Source organism: Monoglobus pectinilyticus (genome assembly GCF_002874775.1).
Lineage (GTDB): Bacteria > Bacillota > Clostridia > Monoglobales > Monoglobaceae > Monoglobus > Monoglobus pectinilyticus.
The window spans coordinates 412,622-431,164 of record NZ_CP020991.1 but is presented as its reverse complement, the minus strand read 5'-3'; the positions used below and the strand labels follow the sequence as shown (position 1 = coordinate 431,164).

Genomic DNA, 18,543 nt, shown 5'->3' with positions numbered 1-18,543 from the left:
TATTTTGAAGAAGTTAGCTGCATTATGTGTTGCTGTTACATTTATTTTAAGTGCGCTGGCAATGCCTGCATATGCGTATAGTTCTATACAAAAACCGGGAGAATATGTTGGTGAAGCCGATTATACTGATATTATTACGTATGTTAATCATTATGCTATTCCATCTTGGATAGTGAACGGTTATCCTATGGTTGCAGTTGAGGATTTGGACAAGTATGGTTTTGATGTTCTTTGGGATTCTGCTAACCGTACTTTGAGAATTTTCAGAAATTATGACAAAGTTTATCCTAATCCTATACCGGTTTATCTTCCGGCTACAAATCTTTTAGGAACAAAACAATGTGATGTCTATACTTCAGATGTTAAGGTTTACGCTAATGATTATGAGTATCAAATGCAGAGTTTCGCCGGTATATCCGGATATACATTCATATATGTTGGTGATTTAACTGCTTTGGGTGCTACAATGTATTTTGTCAGCGAAAACAAAGCGGTGAATATTTGGCTTGACGGAATGAGCATTGCTGAATATCAAAGACCTACCACAACTAAAGCTCCAACATATGATATACCAAAAGATACTGCGGTTTCAGGTGCAGAACAGGTTACATATTATGATTATATAGACGGCAATATGCCGGAGTGGGCAAGAGCAACTATTACTAAACTTGTCAACAAGGGGTATATAGTTGGTGACATATATGGAAGACTGAGGCTGACAGAAGAAGATTTAAGATACTATGTAGTAAATGACAGAGCTGGAATTTACGGTGATTAATAAGTAAGACAAATTAAAACTCTGAGAAGTATTACTTCTCAGAGTTTTTTAGCTTTTATTTTTGCCGCAGCTTACTAAAAATCCGACGCCGGCAGAGACAAAGTCTCTAAGTTGAGATACTTTTGATGCTACTCTCGGTGTAACCTCGCAGAAATCTCTGAAAGTAAGCAGTATAATTAAACAAGACACACAAATTAATGTTACTATTATAATTTGATGTTTGCTGCAATCTAAGTCGGAACTTTGCTCATCTTCATTTTCTATATCTATATTTCCCAATTTATAATCATTATTATTATCGGCCCCGGTTGTGAAACCTATAGAATTTTCAACTGTTTTTAAACTGTTTTTTGAATTTATATTTTCATTTTTAATTCTATTATTTTTTGTATTATTGTTATTTTTTTTAATGTTTCTGTTTGCAAAATTGGCGCTTAGAAAGTATCCGAAAATAGCTGCCTGCGAAGTTCTCACTATTACATCTATAGTATTTTCTTCTTGATAAGCCGGTTCATCGAGAAAAATATTGTAGGCCGATTGAAGAAGTAAAATCAGCATTATAAGCATAAGACATTTGTTAACAATACAAAAGTTATCAAGAAGTGATTTTATGGCTTTAAATATTTTTACTATGAGTATGCCCCTTTCAATCTTAATCCTAGATATAATTATTTTTTATTTATATTATGTTTCTTTCGACATTAATGTGAAATTTATAAATTTGTTGATTACATATAGGTTAAATAAATTATAAAAGATTATGAAATTGAAATATATTATCTGACAGAAATTTGATATAGCATATTTATTATTTAAGTAGTAAAGTTATAAATCAATATATAATTAACTCTTATTTCTTAAAGAAAAATAATAGTAATTAAATAAATTTGCTAAAAAGGATATAAAAGCAAAGTAACAATATAAAAGGAAACAGTGTTTTTAAATATTTTTTATTTATTAAACAATAGAATAACATGAGTTAAGAAAAATAGGAATCGGTTATAATACATAGTAATTTTAACAAAAAAATATCCTGAAAGTATATTTTCAGGATAACAAAACCGAATATTTAATATGTTTTATAATTGTAGTTGATTGTTTTTTTAATGAACAGATAAACACACATTTTATTTAAATAGATGATCACATTATGAAAGACAGCAAGTCCCAAAATGAATGAAATATAACGCCGGGCCAAATTGAGCGGTTTTTTCTGAAAGTCCATCCAAATAATAAACTCAGTCCGTATAAAATGATGCTGTTTGTAATAATTGCAATAATTCCATAACCATGTGATATCCAAGAAGGATAGTGTATGAACAGGAAAAGAAACGAAGCTAACAAATTTCCAATTCTGTTGCCGGTAAAGCGAGAGATTGCATTTTGAAACCACCCTCTGAATACAATTTCTTCAAAAAAGCCAACAGTTAATACAGTTACAATAAAGTCATATACTTTCATTTCTAATCTAAAACCATCACTGTCAAGAAAGTATACGCCAATATTATAAACGAGTGCAAAAGCCAAAAGGGGAATAAGCAGTTTAAGCTTGGGTTTTGTGAACAGCATTTCTTCTAGAGATACAGTTAAATTATCATTATAACGTTTTATTAAAACGATTGCAAATAAAGGCCACCAAATAATATGAACAAGAAGCCCGATGCCCCAGTCAATATATTCATTTATTGATATTAATTTATTTGTTTTGGACCATATTATCCATCCCGCTAAAAATATCAAATAAGAAAAAACTATTGTTTTAACATCAAGGCTTCTCTTTTTCATGATTTTACTCCTCTGATCTGTTATTATTAACATCAGAATCTATAGTGTCTTTAGCAACGATTTTTATATTTGACCTTAAAATCTGTAAAGCATTGTTGCTTGGTCTTTCGTAACCGCCTTCAAAAGACTGCCATGTATTTTTATCTAAATACCATTTTGAATCGTTTGAGTATTTTGTGTTGTCGCTAAGCTCCAAATTTCCGCTTTCTCTGTCCCATACAAGTTCAGGTACAGAGCCGTCTGACGTATCAAAGAACGAAACTTCAATCCTGCCGTCGCGGTATCCCTCGCGGTAGATGACATAATATTTTTGTGTTACATTAGGAAGAACCGGCATTTCAGATATAGTAACCGTTTGAGAAATCTCTTCCCAATCTACAATATAACCTAAATTTTCACTAAGAAACCTCAGTGGAATCAAAGTTCGGTCGCCAAGTATTTTTGGTCCAACGTCCATTGTTTGTACAGTTCCGTTTACAAAAGCAGTATCGCTTCCAATTGTAAATTTTATTTCAAATGAGTTGTTTTTGCCGTTTATTTTCTTTGCTGAGGCAGTCTGAGTTAAATCGTCCCATTCAACCGTCATACCGAGTTTTTCAAATATAAATCTCATCGGAACCAAAGTTCTGTCATTTTCAATAATAGGAAGTTGATCAAATTTTAAATATTCTCCATTTAGTTTAACTAAAATGACATCTTCGAAATTTGTATCTTCACTCCAATATACACTTGCCCAATTTACTCCGTCAGTAGTAAATTTTTTTGTTCCGTCAATGGTTTTTACTACCATTTTCCCGTTTCCGGCGCTGCATTCTGCAGGAAATGTGGAAAATTTTTGCGAGCCGGCCATATTAAAGTCTTTGTCAAGAAAATATATATAGCTCATCAAACTAAAGAATCTTGCTTGATACCCCGGTTGGTCATCCCAGGCGCACCAGCGCAGCATATAGCCATAATCAGTTTCGGTGACTTCAAAATTGTTAAGATTTCCGGCAAAGAATTCTTTTGTGTAATCGTTGGCATTATTATATTCGTCCATATAATCGCTGAGTATTGTAACATAATCCGGAGCAGGAGCTTTTTTCTCAGTTTTCAAATCGAACTCGCTTTTTGTATCGGTTATAGTAAATGAATTTTTTAGTCCGGCGAGATAGTTAACAGGCAGTATAACTTCTATTGAAAACTGAGTAGTTTGATTAGGAGGAAGTTCTACGCATGCCATTGTATCTGTGGTTTGCTCATCTGTTATACCTTTTGAGTGAACTTCATCTATAAGTTTTCCGTTTTTATCCCTTGCGTATGCAATAACATTACCGCTGGTAAGCAGGTTATAATTAAAATACCTTGTTCGATTTCCAGCATTTGTTACTTTTAAGTTATATTTTGTTGTAACTCCATAATTACCTATACTGCATCCAATACCGTAGTTATCTCTGCCGGGGTCTAAGATGAAATTGGGGCTGTAGTTGTCCCGAGATAATCCTGTTTCACTTAAATAGGAACTCGTATCGCTATGTTTTGTGTCAAAGACCCATACTGCGTCGCGTTTTGATGCAGGGACGCTTTTTCCATAGTAGCTAAGTTTTGAAGGATCGTAATATTTAAATGTTAAAATATCCGATTCTGCGGCAATGTACTTAGACCAAATATCATCCTGTGGATTGAGATTAGTACACCATATATCAACAGCTTCACCATCTACGTATTGATTATAAATTTTAACAGGCAGATTTGTTCCTGTTTCAACGGAATCATCTATTGTATATTTAAGCTCAGTGTTGACCTCGGGAAGTGTGTCGGCTATTCCTTTTTGGCAGCGGTCTCGCTGATATGAGCCAAAGGCGACGCCTTCGCCATTAAAGTAGCTTCGGTCACCGATTTTATCATTAGATTTTAGTTTTACAACGTTCATATCAAGTTTTCCGCTGACAAGCTGCATATCTGCAGCCATAAAAACCGGTTCCATAAAAGCAGTTGAAGCATAGTTATTTACATATTGGCTCAGCCAAACTGTTTCGCCTTTTTTTATATGTACCGTGACAGGTTTATAAGAACTGGGTTTAAATACTGAGCTTGAATGAAGCTGATATATTGGTTCTCCCAGCAATGAAGCACATGCATTCATTGCTCCCCAGTCAGAAAAAGCGACTTTTATATCACCGTTATTATCGTAATAGCGGCGTATTTTTGGCGTTTCAAATACAGCATTGTTAATCGTTAGTACAGAATCTTCTTTAGCTTTTATTTCCATATCCAATTCAATATTAAATCCCATGCCGTTTGGCTGGTAATATTCATCGATTGAATAGGTGTAATTTATATGCGTCAAATATACTAAATACCTGTCCGGTGTAAGATTCTCGTTGTTCATGGTATAGATCGGATTTGGATTTGAAGAATCTGCAAGTACGTGCCGGCCTATACCTTCTTCATTGTTGCAATATATAAATTTTCCGCCGCCTGCCGGAGTAAATCTTAGGTCAGGGGCTTCAATAATACTGCCGGATTCTGTATTGATGTTGTTATCTGCAAATGCGATAATACAACTTGATAAACAGAATGTTAAAACCATAAATGTTAATAATAATTTTTTCATTTACCTTCTCTCCCTATGCATTGTTTTTATATGCTTAGACGACAAAAGGTATAATTTGGTTCCATTTAAGAATTGTTAGTGTCTATAATCATATTATAGCAGCGTTTATTCCGGCAATTGCTCCATCTGAAACTGCTGTTGCAGCCTGTCTTACTTGTTTGACGCAAATATCCCCGGCAGCATAAACGCCGTTAATAGAAGTTTCCATCTTTTCATTCACCGGAATATAGCCGTCAGATAATGATAATTCTTTGTACAGTTCTGTGTTTGGTGTTGAGCCTGCGTATATAAATATTCCGCAACCCTCATCTTCAATAGTTGTTATTTTACTGTCATTTTCCGACAGTATATCTATTTTTTCAATTTGATTAGTTCCGTATACAGCTTTTAATCTTGAATTGGTTAGGACAGAAATATTGGGCAGCTGTTTGATTTTGTTTTTAAATTCGGCAATGCAGCCTAAAGTATTTTCAAAGTGTATGATAGTCAGTCTTTTAGCAAACTGTGCTAAATAAATTGCTTCCTTAACAGCGCCGTCAGCTCCGCCGATTACATAAATGTTTTTACCGCTGAAAGATGGACCGTCTATAGCGGCGTTTGTTCCTATACCTTTACCGGCTAATTCACTTTCTCCGGGTATACCTAACTTTCTTGGAGTTGTTCCATTTGCCAGTATAATTTTTGGCGCCTGATATTCTGCTGTATCAGTTGATACAATTTTTATATCTCCGGTGAGTTTAACGTTTTTAACTTCTTCATATTTTATTTCTACACCTGATTGAACAGCTTGTTTCTTGAGACGGTCTGCAAAGGTTTTGCCTGTCTCTTGTTCTATAATACCTGAATAATGTGTAACGGTTGATACTTTCCCGATAACGCCGCCGACTTCTTCTTTTTCAAGAATAAGTGTTTTTCGGCCTCTGCTGACAGCGTATATACCTGCGCTGATTCCCGCTGGTCCAGCTCCAATAATAATAACATCATACATAGATTTTTCCTCCTAAAATAAAAATTTTAATAGTCTTACATATATGTTAAAAATATATAAGTTCGTATAAAACTGAACGTATTAGATAAAATTTTCTGCTTAAATTGTGATATAGAAAGTATAACACAAGTAAAAGAAAAAATATATTTATTTATATCCAAAATCTGAAAATAATTTTAAAAAAATATAGATATTTATAATTCTTAAAAACCAATATAAATAATTATGTAGAGGAGGTGCATACTATAATCAAAATACGAATTATATCTGAATAATCAGAGCAGAAAGGATATTATGGATTTTGACGCAGTATACTATGAACCGGCAAGTCTATCGTTTGAGCTAGGAAAGCAATTAAAGGAACAGTTTTATGATTTACCATGGATTCCAATAGAAAACCACAATTCTATAGAGGAAATGCGAGAAAAAGAGAATTCCGAATTTAGTAAAATGAAACGCAACTTAATAGTTGGAACCAGGAAAACTCATAAGTATGTTGAAAATCATAAAGTGTCAGACTATCTAGTTCCATATACCTCATCAGGCTGCACTGCAATGTGCTTATATTGTTATCTTGTTTGTAATTATAATAAGTGCGCTTACCTCCGTCTGTTTGTTAATAGAGAACAAATGCTGGATAGGCTTATAAAAAAGAGTAAAAACAGTGAGATACCGCTTACCTTTGAAATAGGCAGCAACAGTGATTTAGTTCTTGAAAATACAATAACAAATAATCTTTTATATACTATTCCACGTTTTGCTGAAGAGGGGGCAGGAAGTCTTACGTTTCCTACCAAGTTTCATATGGTGGATAGTCTGCTTGACCTCCCTCATAAAGGAAAAGTTATTTTCCGTATGAGCGTTAATCCGCAAAGACTTATTAGCCGTATTGAGTTGGGAACTTCCAGTCTTGAAAAAAGAATAGAGGCAGTAAACCGTATGTGTGAAGCCGGTTATCCATGTGGACTGTTAATTGCTCCGGTAATGCTGGTAGACGGCTGGAAAGCGATGTATACAGAGCTTTTGGAACAGCTGCGCGATGATTTGACAGAGAAGGCGCAAAAACAAATGTTTTTAGAAATAATCATGATGACATATTCATATGTGCACCGCGCCATTAACAGTGAGGCTTTTCCGAATGCGTTGGATTTGTATGACAAGCAGTTAATGACAGGACGCGGCAGAGGAAGATATTGTTACAGACCGGAGGCAAGAGCAGAAGCGGAGGAGTTTTTGCGTTCCGAAATAAAAAGAATATTAGGAAATGTGAAAATACTTTATATAAGCTAATGAAAACAAATTTGTTATAAACAAGAACTGACGATAGTAAATCGTCAGTTCTCAGCTTACTAAATTGTATATTTATCGTCTCATTATAAACTATCAATTTAGTGTCAAACTGAAGGATTTTTGGATAAATGTTAACAGATTCAATATTTACTAAAAGAAACATTTTACTTATAGATATTTAAAGTATTTTATCTGTATTTATATAGGCGTTAAATATTTTAATTTAATATAACATTGAAATTTTAAAATTTTTATGCAGTTTCCTTATATAAGGTCAACTATGTAGATTTAGTTTTTTGTATATTATGTATTTCTATGGATAATTTAATTTACTGGTACAGATAACAGCAATATATGTTTTTTACTCATATCTGCTATAATTATTTAATTATTATTATAAATTTTATAGCCGTTTTTGTTTTTTTCTTTTACCTCATATAGCATTTTATCAGCCAGAACATATAATTCTTCGAAGTTTGTAAACCTTTTACTTAACACTATACCTGTGCTTACCGACAAATAAATATGATTTTCCATCAAAGTGATTTCTTTTCTGACTTTTTGATTTAGTCTTTCTGCAATTTCCTTTATTGTCTCAATATTGTCAATATCTTTTGCAAATACTAAAAATTCATCTCCGCCCAACCGTGCCATATAATCTGATTCTCGGAAATTTTCTCGAATAATTTGAGCAAATTCTATTAATATATGATCTCCTTGAAGGTGCCCAAATGTGTCATTGATTTTTTTAAAATGATCAATATCAATAATAAACAATGCACCGGAAGTTCTGTTTTCAGATTTATAATAACTTTCTATTTCTTTAATTATAGCATTTCTGCTCATAAGACCGGTTAGCTGGTCAGTTTGCAATTGCTCCATCATTTGATACTTTGATTTAACATCGTATAGCTTTAAACGTATAGTATACATTCCAATCATACAAGATATAAAGCAAAATGTTAGTGTATTAACACAGTCAATAATTGAAATAGAAAAACTCTTTGTGATGAATGAGAATATTATAAACAGTATACAAATAAAGAAATCAAATAAATAAAATCTCCATAATTCATCAAAAATAAGAATTGGCATACTAGCAATACATCCAATCATGATGGCAGAAGCGTTTTCTCTATAAAAATAAGTTCCTGAAATTATCATGGACATCATTATACCAGATAAAAAAATATATAAAATAGCAGTTGCATGATTTACAAACCATTGATTTAAAAGGATACAGCAAGCAAGACATAGGCAAGAAAAACTTATCCAGAAAATATAAATGTATTTTGTCCCATCATTAAAAACATGAAAAATCCAATTAACTAATAAAAAGAGAAATCCTAAAAGTAATAGACTTACGCTGACATATAATAACATTTTATAATTACGTTTATTTATCTCATTTTTATAAAGTCTATATATATTTTTGTTTTTAATAAAAGATTTATTTTTATAAATTGTTGAATCATTTATTGAGTCATTCATGGTCTTTTTGACTCTCCTTTTATATATTTTTTAATATTATCGTTTTTGTAGTGTAACTATAGCTATATTTATTTTTGTTTCATGTAATCGTATTAAAGCGTTATTTTTCTCTCAATTACACGAATAAATATGCTAATATTAATAGTGTTAAAGGTTTAAAGAGAGTTTTTGTTTTTTATATTATTAAAAAATTATTTACGGTTTAAGAGCACAACTGTCTCAATATGAGGTGTTCTAGGAAACATGTCAACAGGTGTAATCTTTTGTGGTGCAAAACCTTTATCGTTGAGATATTTTAAATCTCTTGCTAATGTTGAAGGTTTGCACGAAATATAAATTATCTTATTTAAGCTTTTTATATCGGATAAAACGTCAAGAAGCTTTTTGTCACAGCCTTTTCTGGGTGGGTCTAATATTGCTATATCCGGTTTTGCTCCTCTGTTTACAATTTGTTTTATTATGCTTTCAGCTTTTCCGCAGTAATACTCTGCGTTTTCTATTCCATTATGTTTTGCATTATCTTTGGCGTCTTCAATTGCCTGCGGAACGACTTCAACACCGATTATTTTTCCGGCACTACGCGCCATAAACTGACCTATTGTTCCGATTCCACAGTACATGTCAAGAACTGTTTCATGACCTTTTAAGTCTGCATATTCACGAGCTAAACTATATAATTTTTCGGTTTGCGGTTTATTAATTTGGTAAAATGACAATGGGGATATTGAAAACTCAATATCGGAAATATTATCAGTAAGCTCAGCGTTTCCATACAATGTTTTGGTTTCTTTGCCAAGCAGTACATTGGTTTTGCCAATATTTATATTTTGAACTATACCGCATATGGTTGTGCCGCAGTTTATAATCTCGTCTATAAGTTCTTTTTTTCTTGGCAGAGTTTGGCCGTTAGTTACAATACAAACAAGCGTTCCGCTTTTTCCGGTTCTTGTATAGATATTTCTTATTAATCCTGAATCTGATAACTCATCATAGGCTTCAATACCAAACTTTTTCATCCAATAATTTACCGATTCCAATATTGGTTTATTGACTTCTGATGAGATTAGACAATCATTCATTTCAATAAGACGATGACTGTGCACGGCATACATACCTATACCTTCAGGGGTTACCGGAAACTGAGATTTATTTCTGTATCTTGAAATTTTGCTGGAAGGAACAACGTCATCAATATTAATATTATCAAATCCGCCTATTCGTTTCAGACAGTCGGAAACTTTTTTCTTTTTGAACAAAAGTTCTTCTTCGTAACTCATGTGCCATAGTTTACATCCGCCGCATTTATAAAAGTCAGCACAGGCTGATTTAGTTCTGCTTTTTGAAGGGATAATAACTTCGATCAATTTTCCTACAGCATAGTTTTTAAGTACTTTTATTAGTATAATACGGACGGTTTCACCGATAATAGTGTATGGAACAAATACTGCAAATCCATTGATTCTGCCGACTCCGTCGCCCTCGTCTGTCATACCTGTTATTTCAATTTCATAGATATCATTTTTTTGCATATATATCCCCTTATTATTCGTCTTAATTATGTCTTTTTATTTTAACCGTACTTTGCGTTAAAGTCAATAGAACCATTGACATTTGCAATAAAATAAAATATAATCAATATTATGTTACATATAAAAGAAACTATAATTGTTGAAGGAAAATTTGATAAAGAGCGGATAAAGCGGATTTGTGACGCACCGATTATTTCTACTAACGGATTTGGTATATTTAAATCAAAGAAACTTTTAAATACAATAGTGAGTCTAGCTAAAACTACCGGTATAATAATTCTTACCGACAGTGACAGGGCAGGATTTGTTATAAGAAATTATATCAAGCAATGCGTTGGAAATGATGGTGTTGTTAAGCATGCATACATTCCTTCTGTTGCCGGTAAAGAGAAAAGAAAAGATAAGCCGGGAAAAGAAGGTCTTTTAGGTGTTGAAGGAATAAGTGAAGATGTGCTGGCGAAAATATTATCAGAAATGTCAGTCGATAAATATGAGACTGTCGATATGAATTCTAAACTGACTAAGTCAATATTATACAGTGACGGATTGTCGGGAAAGCCGGATAGTTTATTAAAACGGAGACAGGTTTTGGAATCGCTTAATTTGCCTGTTCGCATGTCTCCCAACGCTATGATTGACTTTATTAATAAGGCTGATTTATATGATAAGTATAAGGAAGCGGTAAATAAAATTAAATAATAATTAAGCCTGCCGGAGGTATGAAATGTACGAGTATATAAAATCTGAAGTAGAAAAGGCTGTTCCAGAAGCTATAAATAAGCGTCATATTATCCATAGAAATCCCGAGCTTTCTTTTCATGAATTTAATACGTCTTCTTTGGTTTGCGAGACATTAAGTGAACTTGGCATAGAGTTTCAGTCAGGTCTAGCCGGAACCGGAGTGCTTGGAATTATAAATGGATTAAAACATGAAGATAATTCAAAAACCGTTTTAATCAGAGCCGATATAGACGCTCTTCCGGTAAATGAAGATTCAGGTTTGCCTTTTAGTTCCGAAAAAGAAAATGTTATGCACGCTTGCGGGCATGATATTCATACTTCAATATTGCTTTGCTGTGCACAGGTTTTAAATAATTTAAAAGATAAATTCTCAGGCTGTGTAAAGTTGATGTTTCAGCCCGGAGAAGAAACCAGCGGCGGCGCTAAGCCTATGATAGACTCCGGAATACTGGAAAATCCAAAAGTCAATTCTTGTGTAGCGCTTCATATAGAACCAAGTCTTAATGTGGGGCAGGTAAGATTTAAACCTGGCGCCGCATATGCATGTCCTGATGAGTTTTCTATAAAAATATTAGGAAAAGGCGGACACGCTGCCGATCCTCATAAGTGTATTGACCCTATATTGATATCTTCAGAAATTGTATGTGCTCTTCAAACTATACCCAGCAGAATTATTAATCCTTTAAATCCGGTTGTCGTATCTGTATGTTCAATAAACGGAGGAAGTACTTATAATGTGATTCCGGACTCTGTTCATATAAAAGGCACGGCACGTTCATTTAGTGATTATGACAGAGATTTGCTTGAAGAAAAAATTGGTCTGACTGTAAAACAAATATGTGAATTATACGGCGCGGAATTTGAGTATAAATTCGACAGACTTTTCCCGCCTTTGATAAATGACAAAAATACTATAGAACAACTTAAAAAATCGGCGGAAAAGTATCTCGAGCCTGAGAATATATTCTTTGGCGGATACCCAACCATGGGAGGAGAGGATTTTTCATATTTGACGCGTGCTGTGAATGATTCCGCTCTGTTTTGGCTCGGCTGCACTGAGGAGAAAGCTGCACAATATCCTTTGCACAACTGCAGGCTTGCGGCTTCTGATAGCTGCATTAAATATGGAGCCGAGATTTTAGTTGATTATGTTACCCAATACTTAAATGAAAATTAAATTTGAGATTAAGGCTTATATCGAATCATTTGCCATAAAATAAGGGCAGTCTGAATTGATATCAGCCTTATTTTGCTCAGTTTTATTTTTACTTGCTCTTGCCTTTGGAACAGTGTTAAGACAACATTTGCCATCTGACATAAATTTGCAGTCCGGATTAGTACAATTTATATTTGACACAACAAAATCACCCCATAATATTTTTAGCTATATATTCTTTATTATTCAGAAATTCTTTTCAGGAGTTGATAATATGCCAATCATTGTTGATAATAATATGGATGAAGAAATAATCAATGCACTGAGGAGAAAATTTCCTCAAAAAAATTTGATTAAATCGTTTCCCCTGACTTCGATTTCTGCGCCGCTTAATACACACCCGGATATACAAATTCATTTTTTGAATTCAAACACTGCGGTTTGTGCTCCTGAATGCTATGACTATTATGCGCAGTTTAGCAAAAATATAGATAATCTGTTGTGCGGTACTTTGGTGCCTGAAAACACTTATCCGCTTGATGTGGCATACAATGTAGCAAGAGTGGGAAATTATGTTATTTCAAATATTCGGTATACAGAACCCAAAATTATCGAATACTATCAAAGCCATGGTTATACCATTCTTAATACAAAACAGGGATATGCAAAATGTAATCTGTGTATCGCAGATAGATATGCTGTAATCACAGAGGATGCAAATATATATTCAGTTTTATCTGATGTCTTAAATATAGAGTGTTTGGCAGTTGAAAAAGGAAATGTTTTGCTGCCTGGATATCCGTATGGTTTTATTGGAGGCGCCAGCGGTCTTGTGGAAGATACTTTGGTGTTTACTGGTAAAATTACAGACAACAGAATTATTAAGTTTTTAGAAGAATGTGAAATAGATTTTTTTGAGGCAGGTAATGGACAATTAAAGGATTTTGGAAGCATCATTTTTGGAGGTGACGACCATTGAATATTACAGAGATAACAGATCCGGAAACGGAACAAAGCGATGACTTCAGCTGTTTAAAAATTGACAGCTGTGAGTTGGACAGTGACACAGCTGAACTTATTGCAAATTGGCTTATAGCCAAATACCGTTCTAAGATTATATACAGTTGTATAGATGACGTTTTTGGAGATATGGATGGGGACGAGCGTGACGCGGTTTATGACAGCGTGTGTGATATAATAACCGGGCGGTACAGTTTGGAACATCTTAATTATATAAAAGGAAAAATTTCTGATTTTTTTGAGAGAAACAATGAAATGAACATAGATGGTTTCGTTAATTTTAGATTAAAGGCATATAGGGCTGAACTGAAAACACTTGTTGAAGAATGCGGTTATGATATGTTTGCCTACAAAGATTACAGGGACTTTATAGACGTGATGAATTTTTTGTTTGATATCACCGATTTTAAGGATTAACTTTTTTAGACGGAGATTAATTTCTCCGTCTTTTATATTACTGTTTAAAGTTATATTTTTCAACAAGAATATGCAATGTGTTTTATTTTGTAACACTATTGCATATTTTTTTATTTTTTTCTTGCATTATCCATAGCACGATGATATAATATTTACTAATATATTAATTTGAGGGGAGAAAAATATGACAAGTGATACAGTGATTAATATTCTAATACTCATACTGTATATTGGTATGATGGTTGGAATGGGAATATATAGTATCAGGCATACAAAGACTGTAGACGGCTTTCTACTTGGAGGAAGAGGTCTCGGGCCATGGCTTTCAGCTTTTGCCTATGGTACTTCTTTTTTTTCAGCTGTTATATTTATCGGATATGCAGGAAAGAATGGTTGGAATCTTGGAATTTCAGCAGTATGGATAGGTATAGGAAATGCGGTTATAGGATGTCTTTTATCTTGGCTTGTTCTTGCAAAGAGAACAAGAGCTATGACGCATAAACTCGGAAGCAGGACGATGCCTGAATTTTTTGGTTCCAGATATAATGACAACGGAATGAAAATATTCTGTGCACTTATAATATTTGTTTTCTTGACCCCGTATGCAGCTTCAGTATATATGGGACTCAGCTATTTGTTTTCAGCGGTTTTTCCTGCGGTTGACTATATTTGGTGGATGGTTATTATGGCTGTTTTGACAGCGCTTTATCTATCTCTTGGCGGATATGTGGCTACTGTGCTGACTGATTTTGTTCAAGGTATAATTATGATAATCGGTATTGTGTTTGTTGTTTATTTTGTTTTGTCAAGCGATGTGGTTGACGGCCTTAAAAATGGACTGCAAAGCTTATCTCAAATTCCAAAGGACGGTTCTAATCTCACTTCTCCGTTCGGTGGTCAGAACTGGTTTAATCTCTTGTCTCTGCTTGTTTTAACAAGTTTAGGTACATGGGGATTGCCGCAGATGGTACATAAGTTTTATACGATTAAGGATAATAAATCAATCAAACAGGCTGCTGTTATATCGACTTTGTTTGCTTTGTTAATAGGAGGCAGCGCATATTTTATTGGTGCGTTTGCTCGTTTATTCCTTGGAAACCAGGTGCCGGCAGAAGGTTTTGACGCTGTAATGCCATTGATGCTGAATAAAGCTCTGCCTGCTGTTATGATGGGAGTGCTTTTGGTTCTTATACTCTCAGCGTCTATGTCTACACTTTCGTCAGTGGTTATGACGTCCAGCAGTTCAATAGCTATAGATTTGGTTAAGGGAAAATATGCTCCGGATATGAGTGAGAAAGATACAGTTGGACTAATGCGTATTTTATGTGTGGTTTTTGTTGGTCTTTCATTTGCAATCGCTGCGTTTAAGCCAAAAGAGATTATCACGCTTATGTCTTTCTCATGGGGAACATTGGCAGGAACGTTTTTAGGCCCGTATTTGTGGGGATTGTATTCAAAGAAGATAACGCGTATCGGAGCCTGGTCGGGTATGGTTCTAGGATTCTTGACCTCTATTGTCCCGGCGGTTGTGTCCGGCTTTAATGCTCAGTATGCACCGACTTTTGGTATGGTTGCTATGATAGTTTCAATAATAATTACTCCGCTTGTGAGCAGATATACACCAAAATATAAGGATGATTTTATAAAGGGGATTTTTGACTGATGATAAAGATTTGGAATAAGGACATAGAGTGTTGTTCAGACAGGAAAAAAATTGAGGATATTCAGCTTGAGCGTTTACGGCATATGGCTTGCAAGGCGTATGAAAACGTTCCGTTTTATAAGAAAAGATTTGATGAAAGCGGAATTAAGCCTGAAATGATAAAGTCTCTTTCAGATCTGAAAAACTTGCCGTTTACTACTAAGGAGGATTTGAGGGATAATTATCCTTTTGGATTGTTTGCGGAGCCCATGAAGAATGTTGTAAGACTTCATGCGTCATCCGGGACAACCGGAAAACCTGTTGTTGCCGGATATACAAAAGGAGATATTGAAGTTTGGTCTGAGGCTATTGCCAGGATTGTAACGGCCGGCGGTATTGATGAAAACGACGTTGTACAGATTTCATTTGGATATGGATTGTTTACCGGCGGATTTGGACTTCATTACGGTATTGAAAAGGTTGGAGCAACCATCGTTCCTATGTCCAGCGGTAACACTCAGAAACAGTTGATGCTTATGCAGGATTTTGGAACAACTGCGCTTGTTGCAACACCATCGTATGCAATGTATCTGTCTGAGATGATAAAAGAAAAAGGAATACCAAGAGATAACTTTAAATTGAAATATGGATTTTTCGGCTCAGAAGCTATGAGCGAGAAGATGAGAGAGAAGCTGGAAGATTCAATGGGTATTTTGGTTACTTCAAATTATGGTTTAACAGAAGTTATGGGACCGGGCGTTTCGGGTGAATGTATATATAAGTGCGGTGAACATATTAATGAGGATATGTTTATCGTTGAAATAATTGACCCTAAAACCGGAGAAGTACTCCCTTACGGAGAATCCGGTGAGGTTGTTATAACAACTTTAACAAAAGAGGCTATGCCTGTTCTGAGGTATAGAACCAGAGATATTTCGTATATCATACCTGAACCATGCACTTGTGGCAGAACGTCTTACAGACTTGCTCCGATTCAGGGCAGAACTGATGATATGCTCAAAATAAAAGGCGTAAATCTGTTCCCGTCTGAAATTGAGAGCGTTGTTCTTGAGTTTCCTCAGGTGAGCCCGAATTACCAGCTGATTTTGAGAAGAGAAAATATGCTTGATACGCTTGAAATTGTTGTTGAATTGGTTGACGGTTCGCTCCTTGAAAGATTTTCCGAGATAGAAAAATTAGAAAATGAAATGAAAGAACGTCTTCACAGTGTACTGGGGCTTCGAGCAAAGCTTAGACTTGCTGAGCCTAAGTCGATTGAGAGGACGACAGGAAAAGCAAAGAGAATTATTGATTTGAGAGAGCAGGATTAGTTTGTTCTTACATATAGGGTTTAGATTCTAAAGGAGGATACATATTATGGAAAAAAAGCTTATGCTTGGTAATGAGGCTGTTGCACGCGGACTTTATGAGAATGGAGTACATGTTTCAACTGCTTATCCCGGAACGCCGAGTACTGAAATATCAGAATACGCGGCAAAGTATGATGAAATTTATGCTGAGTGGTCACCGAATGAAAAGGTGGCTTTGGAAGTTGCTATAGGTGCTTCAGTTGGCGGTGCAAGAGCGTTTTGTGCCATGAAGCATGTCGGCCTTAATGTAGCAGCTGACCCATTGTTTACAGTGGCATATACAGGTGTTAACGGTGGTTTGGTTATCGGCGTCGCTGACGACCCGAGTATGCACTCTTCTCAAAATGAGCAGGACAGCAGAAATTATGCTAAGGCCTCTAAAGTTCCGATGATAGAGCCGTCTGACAGCAGTGAGTGCAAAGAGTTTATAAAAGCCGCCTACGAGATGAGTGAGAACTTTGATACGCCTGTTATATATAGACTGTCTACAAGAGTTTCACATTCACAAAGTATTGTTGAGCTGTCTGAAAGACAGGAAGTTGAAGTTAAACCATACACTGCAGATATAGCAAAATATGTTATGATGCCCGGCAATGCGATAAAAAAACATCCCGAGGTTGAAGATAGAATAAATAGACTGCGTGAGTACGCAGAAACAACACCGCTTAATAGAATTGAGTACGGCGACAAAAAAATCGGTATTATTACCAGCGGTATGTGCTACAATTATGTGAAAGAAGCTTTTGGAGATTCCGTTTCCGTACTTAAATTGGGAATGGTTTATCCATTGCCTGTTAACATAATAAAAGAGTTTGCAAAGAATGTTGATACTTTATATGTTGTTGAGGAACTTGACCCATTTATAGAGGAACATTGTAACAATATCGGTGTAAAGGTAATAGGAAAAGAACTCTTTCCGATGTGCTATGAATTTTCTACACGTCAGATTAAAGAACTTATTTCAGGTCAAGCCTGTCCTGAATTTGATACGGTTGACGAAGAGGTTCCTATGCGCCCCCCTGTGCTTTGTCCCGGCTGTCCGCATAGAGGAATCTTTTATGTTCTTAAAAAAATGGGAGTTAATGTCTGCGGTGATATAGGATGTTACACTCTGGGAGCGGTTGCGCCGCTTCAGTCTATACATTCAGTGGTTTGTATGGGCGCAAGTATCGGCATGTCGTTTGGTATGTCTTTAGCACGAGGAGAAGAATTCGCAAAAAATACGGTTGCGGTTTTGGGTGATTCAACATTTATTCACAGCGGAATTACCGGTCTTGTTGAAATAGTGTATAATAAGGGAATAAACACAGTTTTAGTTTTGGATAATTCTATTACGGGTATGACTGGTCATCAGGATAATCCAACGACGGGAAAAACTCTAAAGGGTGAAAAGACGAAACAGGTTGATTTAGAACTGCTTGGAAAAGCTGTGGGGATTGACCGAGTTTCTATTATTGACCCATTTGATTTAAAACAGTGTGAAAAGGTTTTAAAAGAGGAACTTGCGTCTGACGAGCCGTCTCTTGTGATAGTGCAGAGACCGTGCGCGTTGTTAAAATCAGTAAAATTCCCCGGCCCGATAAAAATTAATAATGAGAAATGTAAGAAATGCAAGATGTGTATGAAACTTGGATGTCCTGCAATTGTGGATAGAGGCGATTACTTAGAGATTGATAAAACTCTTTGCGTTGGATGTGGATTATGTCAAAATGTGTGCAGTTTCGGCGCAATTGAATAGGA

The 18,543-nt window shown here is 35.0% G+C and carries 16 protein-coding genes; 9 read left to right on the top strand and 7 right to left on the bottom strand.

The features are described from left to right. Positions 1 to 4 precede the first annotated feature (4 nt). Positions 5 to 778: a hypothetical protein gene (locus B9O19_RS01920; protein WP_102364860.1), complete on the top strand. Its 774-nt coding sequence runs from the start codon at positions 5 to 7 to the stop codon at positions 776 to 778. 48 nt (positions 779 to 826) lie between these two features. On the opposite strand, the gene B9O19_RS01915 is transcribed toward B9O19_RS01920, so the two are convergent. The 4 genes from B9O19_RS01915 to B9O19_RS01900 all read right to left on the bottom strand — a co-directional run bounded on the left by B9O19_RS01915 (position 827) and on the right by B9O19_RS01900 (position 6,147). After that, positions 827 to 1,345, bottom strand: a complete 519-nt coding sequence (locus tag B9O19_RS01915; protein WP_102364859.1) for a hypothetical protein — start codon at positions 1,343 to 1,345, stop codon at positions 827 to 829. Between the two features lie 576 nt (positions 1,346 to 1,921). After that, positions 1,922 to 2,563 (bottom strand): CPBP family intramembrane glutamic endopeptidase, encoded by a 642-nt coding sequence (locus B9O19_RS01910; protein WP_158648885.1) that lies wholly within the window; start codon positions 2,561 to 2,563, stop codon positions 1,922 to 1,924. 4 nt (positions 2,564 to 2,567) lie between these two features. Next, positions 2,568 to 5,159: a copper amine oxidase N-terminal domain-containing protein gene (locus B9O19_RS01905; protein WP_102364857.1), complete on the bottom strand. Its 2,592-nt coding sequence runs from the start codon at positions 5,157 to 5,159 to the stop codon at positions 2,568 to 2,570. Between the two features lie 88 nt (positions 5,160 to 5,247). Next, positions 5,248 to 6,147 carry an NAD(P)/FAD-dependent oxidoreductase gene (locus tag B9O19_RS01900; RefSeq protein ID WP_102364856.1) on the bottom strand — a complete coding sequence of 300 codons (900 nt, stop codon included), beginning with the start codon at positions 6,145 to 6,147 and terminating at the stop codon, positions 5,248 to 5,250. Positions 6,148 to 6,441: 294 nt separating this feature from the next. On the opposite strand from B9O19_RS01900, the gene B9O19_RS01895 reads away from it, so the two are divergent. After that, positions 6,442 to 7,437, top strand: a complete 996-nt coding sequence (locus B9O19_RS01895) for an SPL family radical SAM protein (protein ID WP_102364855.1) — start codon at positions 6,442 to 6,444, stop codon at positions 7,435 to 7,437. A 384-nt stretch (positions 7,438 to 7,821) separates the two neighbouring features. Here B9O19_RS01895 and B9O19_RS01890 read toward each other — a convergent pair whose 3' ends face one another. After that, a complete protein-coding gene (locus B9O19_RS01890; RefSeq protein ID WP_102364854.1) occupies positions 7,822 to 8,928 on the bottom strand; it encodes a GGDEF domain-containing protein in 1,107 nt (368 codons plus the stop codon). A 191-nt stretch (positions 8,929 to 9,119) separates the two neighbouring features. Beyond that, complete coding sequence (rlmD, locus tag B9O19_RS01885; RefSeq protein ID WP_102364853.1) at positions 9,120 to 10,457, bottom strand: 23S rRNA (uracil(1939)-C(5))-methyltransferase RlmD; 1,338 nt, start codon at positions 10,455 to 10,457, stop codon at positions 9,120 to 9,122. A 111-nt stretch (positions 10,458 to 10,568) separates the two neighbouring features. Here rlmD and B9O19_RS01880 point away from each other — a divergent pair, with 111 nt between their 5' ends. After that, on the top strand, positions 10,569 to 11,156 hold the full coding sequence (locus tag B9O19_RS01880) for a toprim domain-containing protein (RefSeq protein ID WP_102364852.1): 588 nt from the start codon (positions 10,569 to 10,571) through the stop codon (positions 11,154 to 11,156). Between the two features lie 25 nt (positions 11,157 to 11,181). Then, on the top strand, positions 11,182 to 12,375 hold the full coding sequence (locus B9O19_RS01875; RefSeq protein WP_102364851.1) for a M20 metallopeptidase family protein: 1,194 nt from the start codon (positions 11,182 to 11,184) through the stop codon (positions 12,373 to 12,375). 15 nt (positions 12,376 to 12,390) lie between these two features. On the opposite strand, the gene B9O19_RS11600 is transcribed toward B9O19_RS01875, so the two are convergent. Beyond that, positions 12,391 to 12,555 (bottom strand): hypothetical protein, encoded by a 165-nt coding sequence (locus tag B9O19_RS11600; RefSeq protein ID WP_158648884.1) that lies wholly within the window; start codon positions 12,553 to 12,555, stop codon positions 12,391 to 12,393. Between the two features lie 73 nt (positions 12,556 to 12,628). On the opposite strand from B9O19_RS11600, the gene B9O19_RS01870 reads away from it, so the two are divergent. The 5 genes from B9O19_RS01870 to iorA all read left to right on the top strand — a co-directional run bounded on the left by B9O19_RS01870 (position 12,629) and on the right by iorA (position 18,541). Further along, complete coding sequence (locus tag B9O19_RS01870; RefSeq protein ID WP_102364850.1) at positions 12,629 to 13,333, top strand: DUF6873 family GME fold protein; 705 nt, start codon at positions 12,629 to 12,631, stop codon at positions 13,331 to 13,333. Then, a complete protein-coding gene (gene ytxC / locus B9O19_RS01865; protein ID WP_102364849.1) occupies positions 13,330 to 13,791 on the top strand; it encodes a sporulation protein YtxC in 462 nt (153 codons plus the stop codon). Before B9O19_RS01870 ends, ytxC begins: the two co-directional genes overlap by 4 nt. Positions 13,792 to 13,975: 184 nt before the next feature. Beyond that, positions 13,976 to 15,454: a sodium:solute symporter family transporter gene (locus tag B9O19_RS01860; RefSeq protein WP_102364848.1), complete on the top strand. Its 1,479-nt coding sequence runs from the start codon at positions 13,976 to 13,978 to the stop codon at positions 15,452 to 15,454. Further along, positions 15,454 to 16,764, top strand: coding sequence for a phenylacetate--CoA ligase family protein (locus tag B9O19_RS01855; RefSeq protein WP_102364847.1), 1,311 nt, complete (start codon positions 15,454 to 15,456; stop codon positions 16,762 to 16,764). The genes B9O19_RS01860 and B9O19_RS01855 overlap by 1 nt, the downstream gene beginning before the upstream one ends. Before the next feature lie 46 nt (positions 16,765 to 16,810). After that, positions 16,811 to 18,541, top strand: a complete 1,731-nt coding sequence (iorA, locus tag B9O19_RS01850; protein ID WP_102364846.1) for an indolepyruvate ferredoxin oxidoreductase subunit alpha — start codon at positions 16,811 to 16,813, stop codon at positions 18,539 to 18,541. The last annotated feature ends 2 nt before the right edge of the window (positions 18,542 to 18,543 follow it).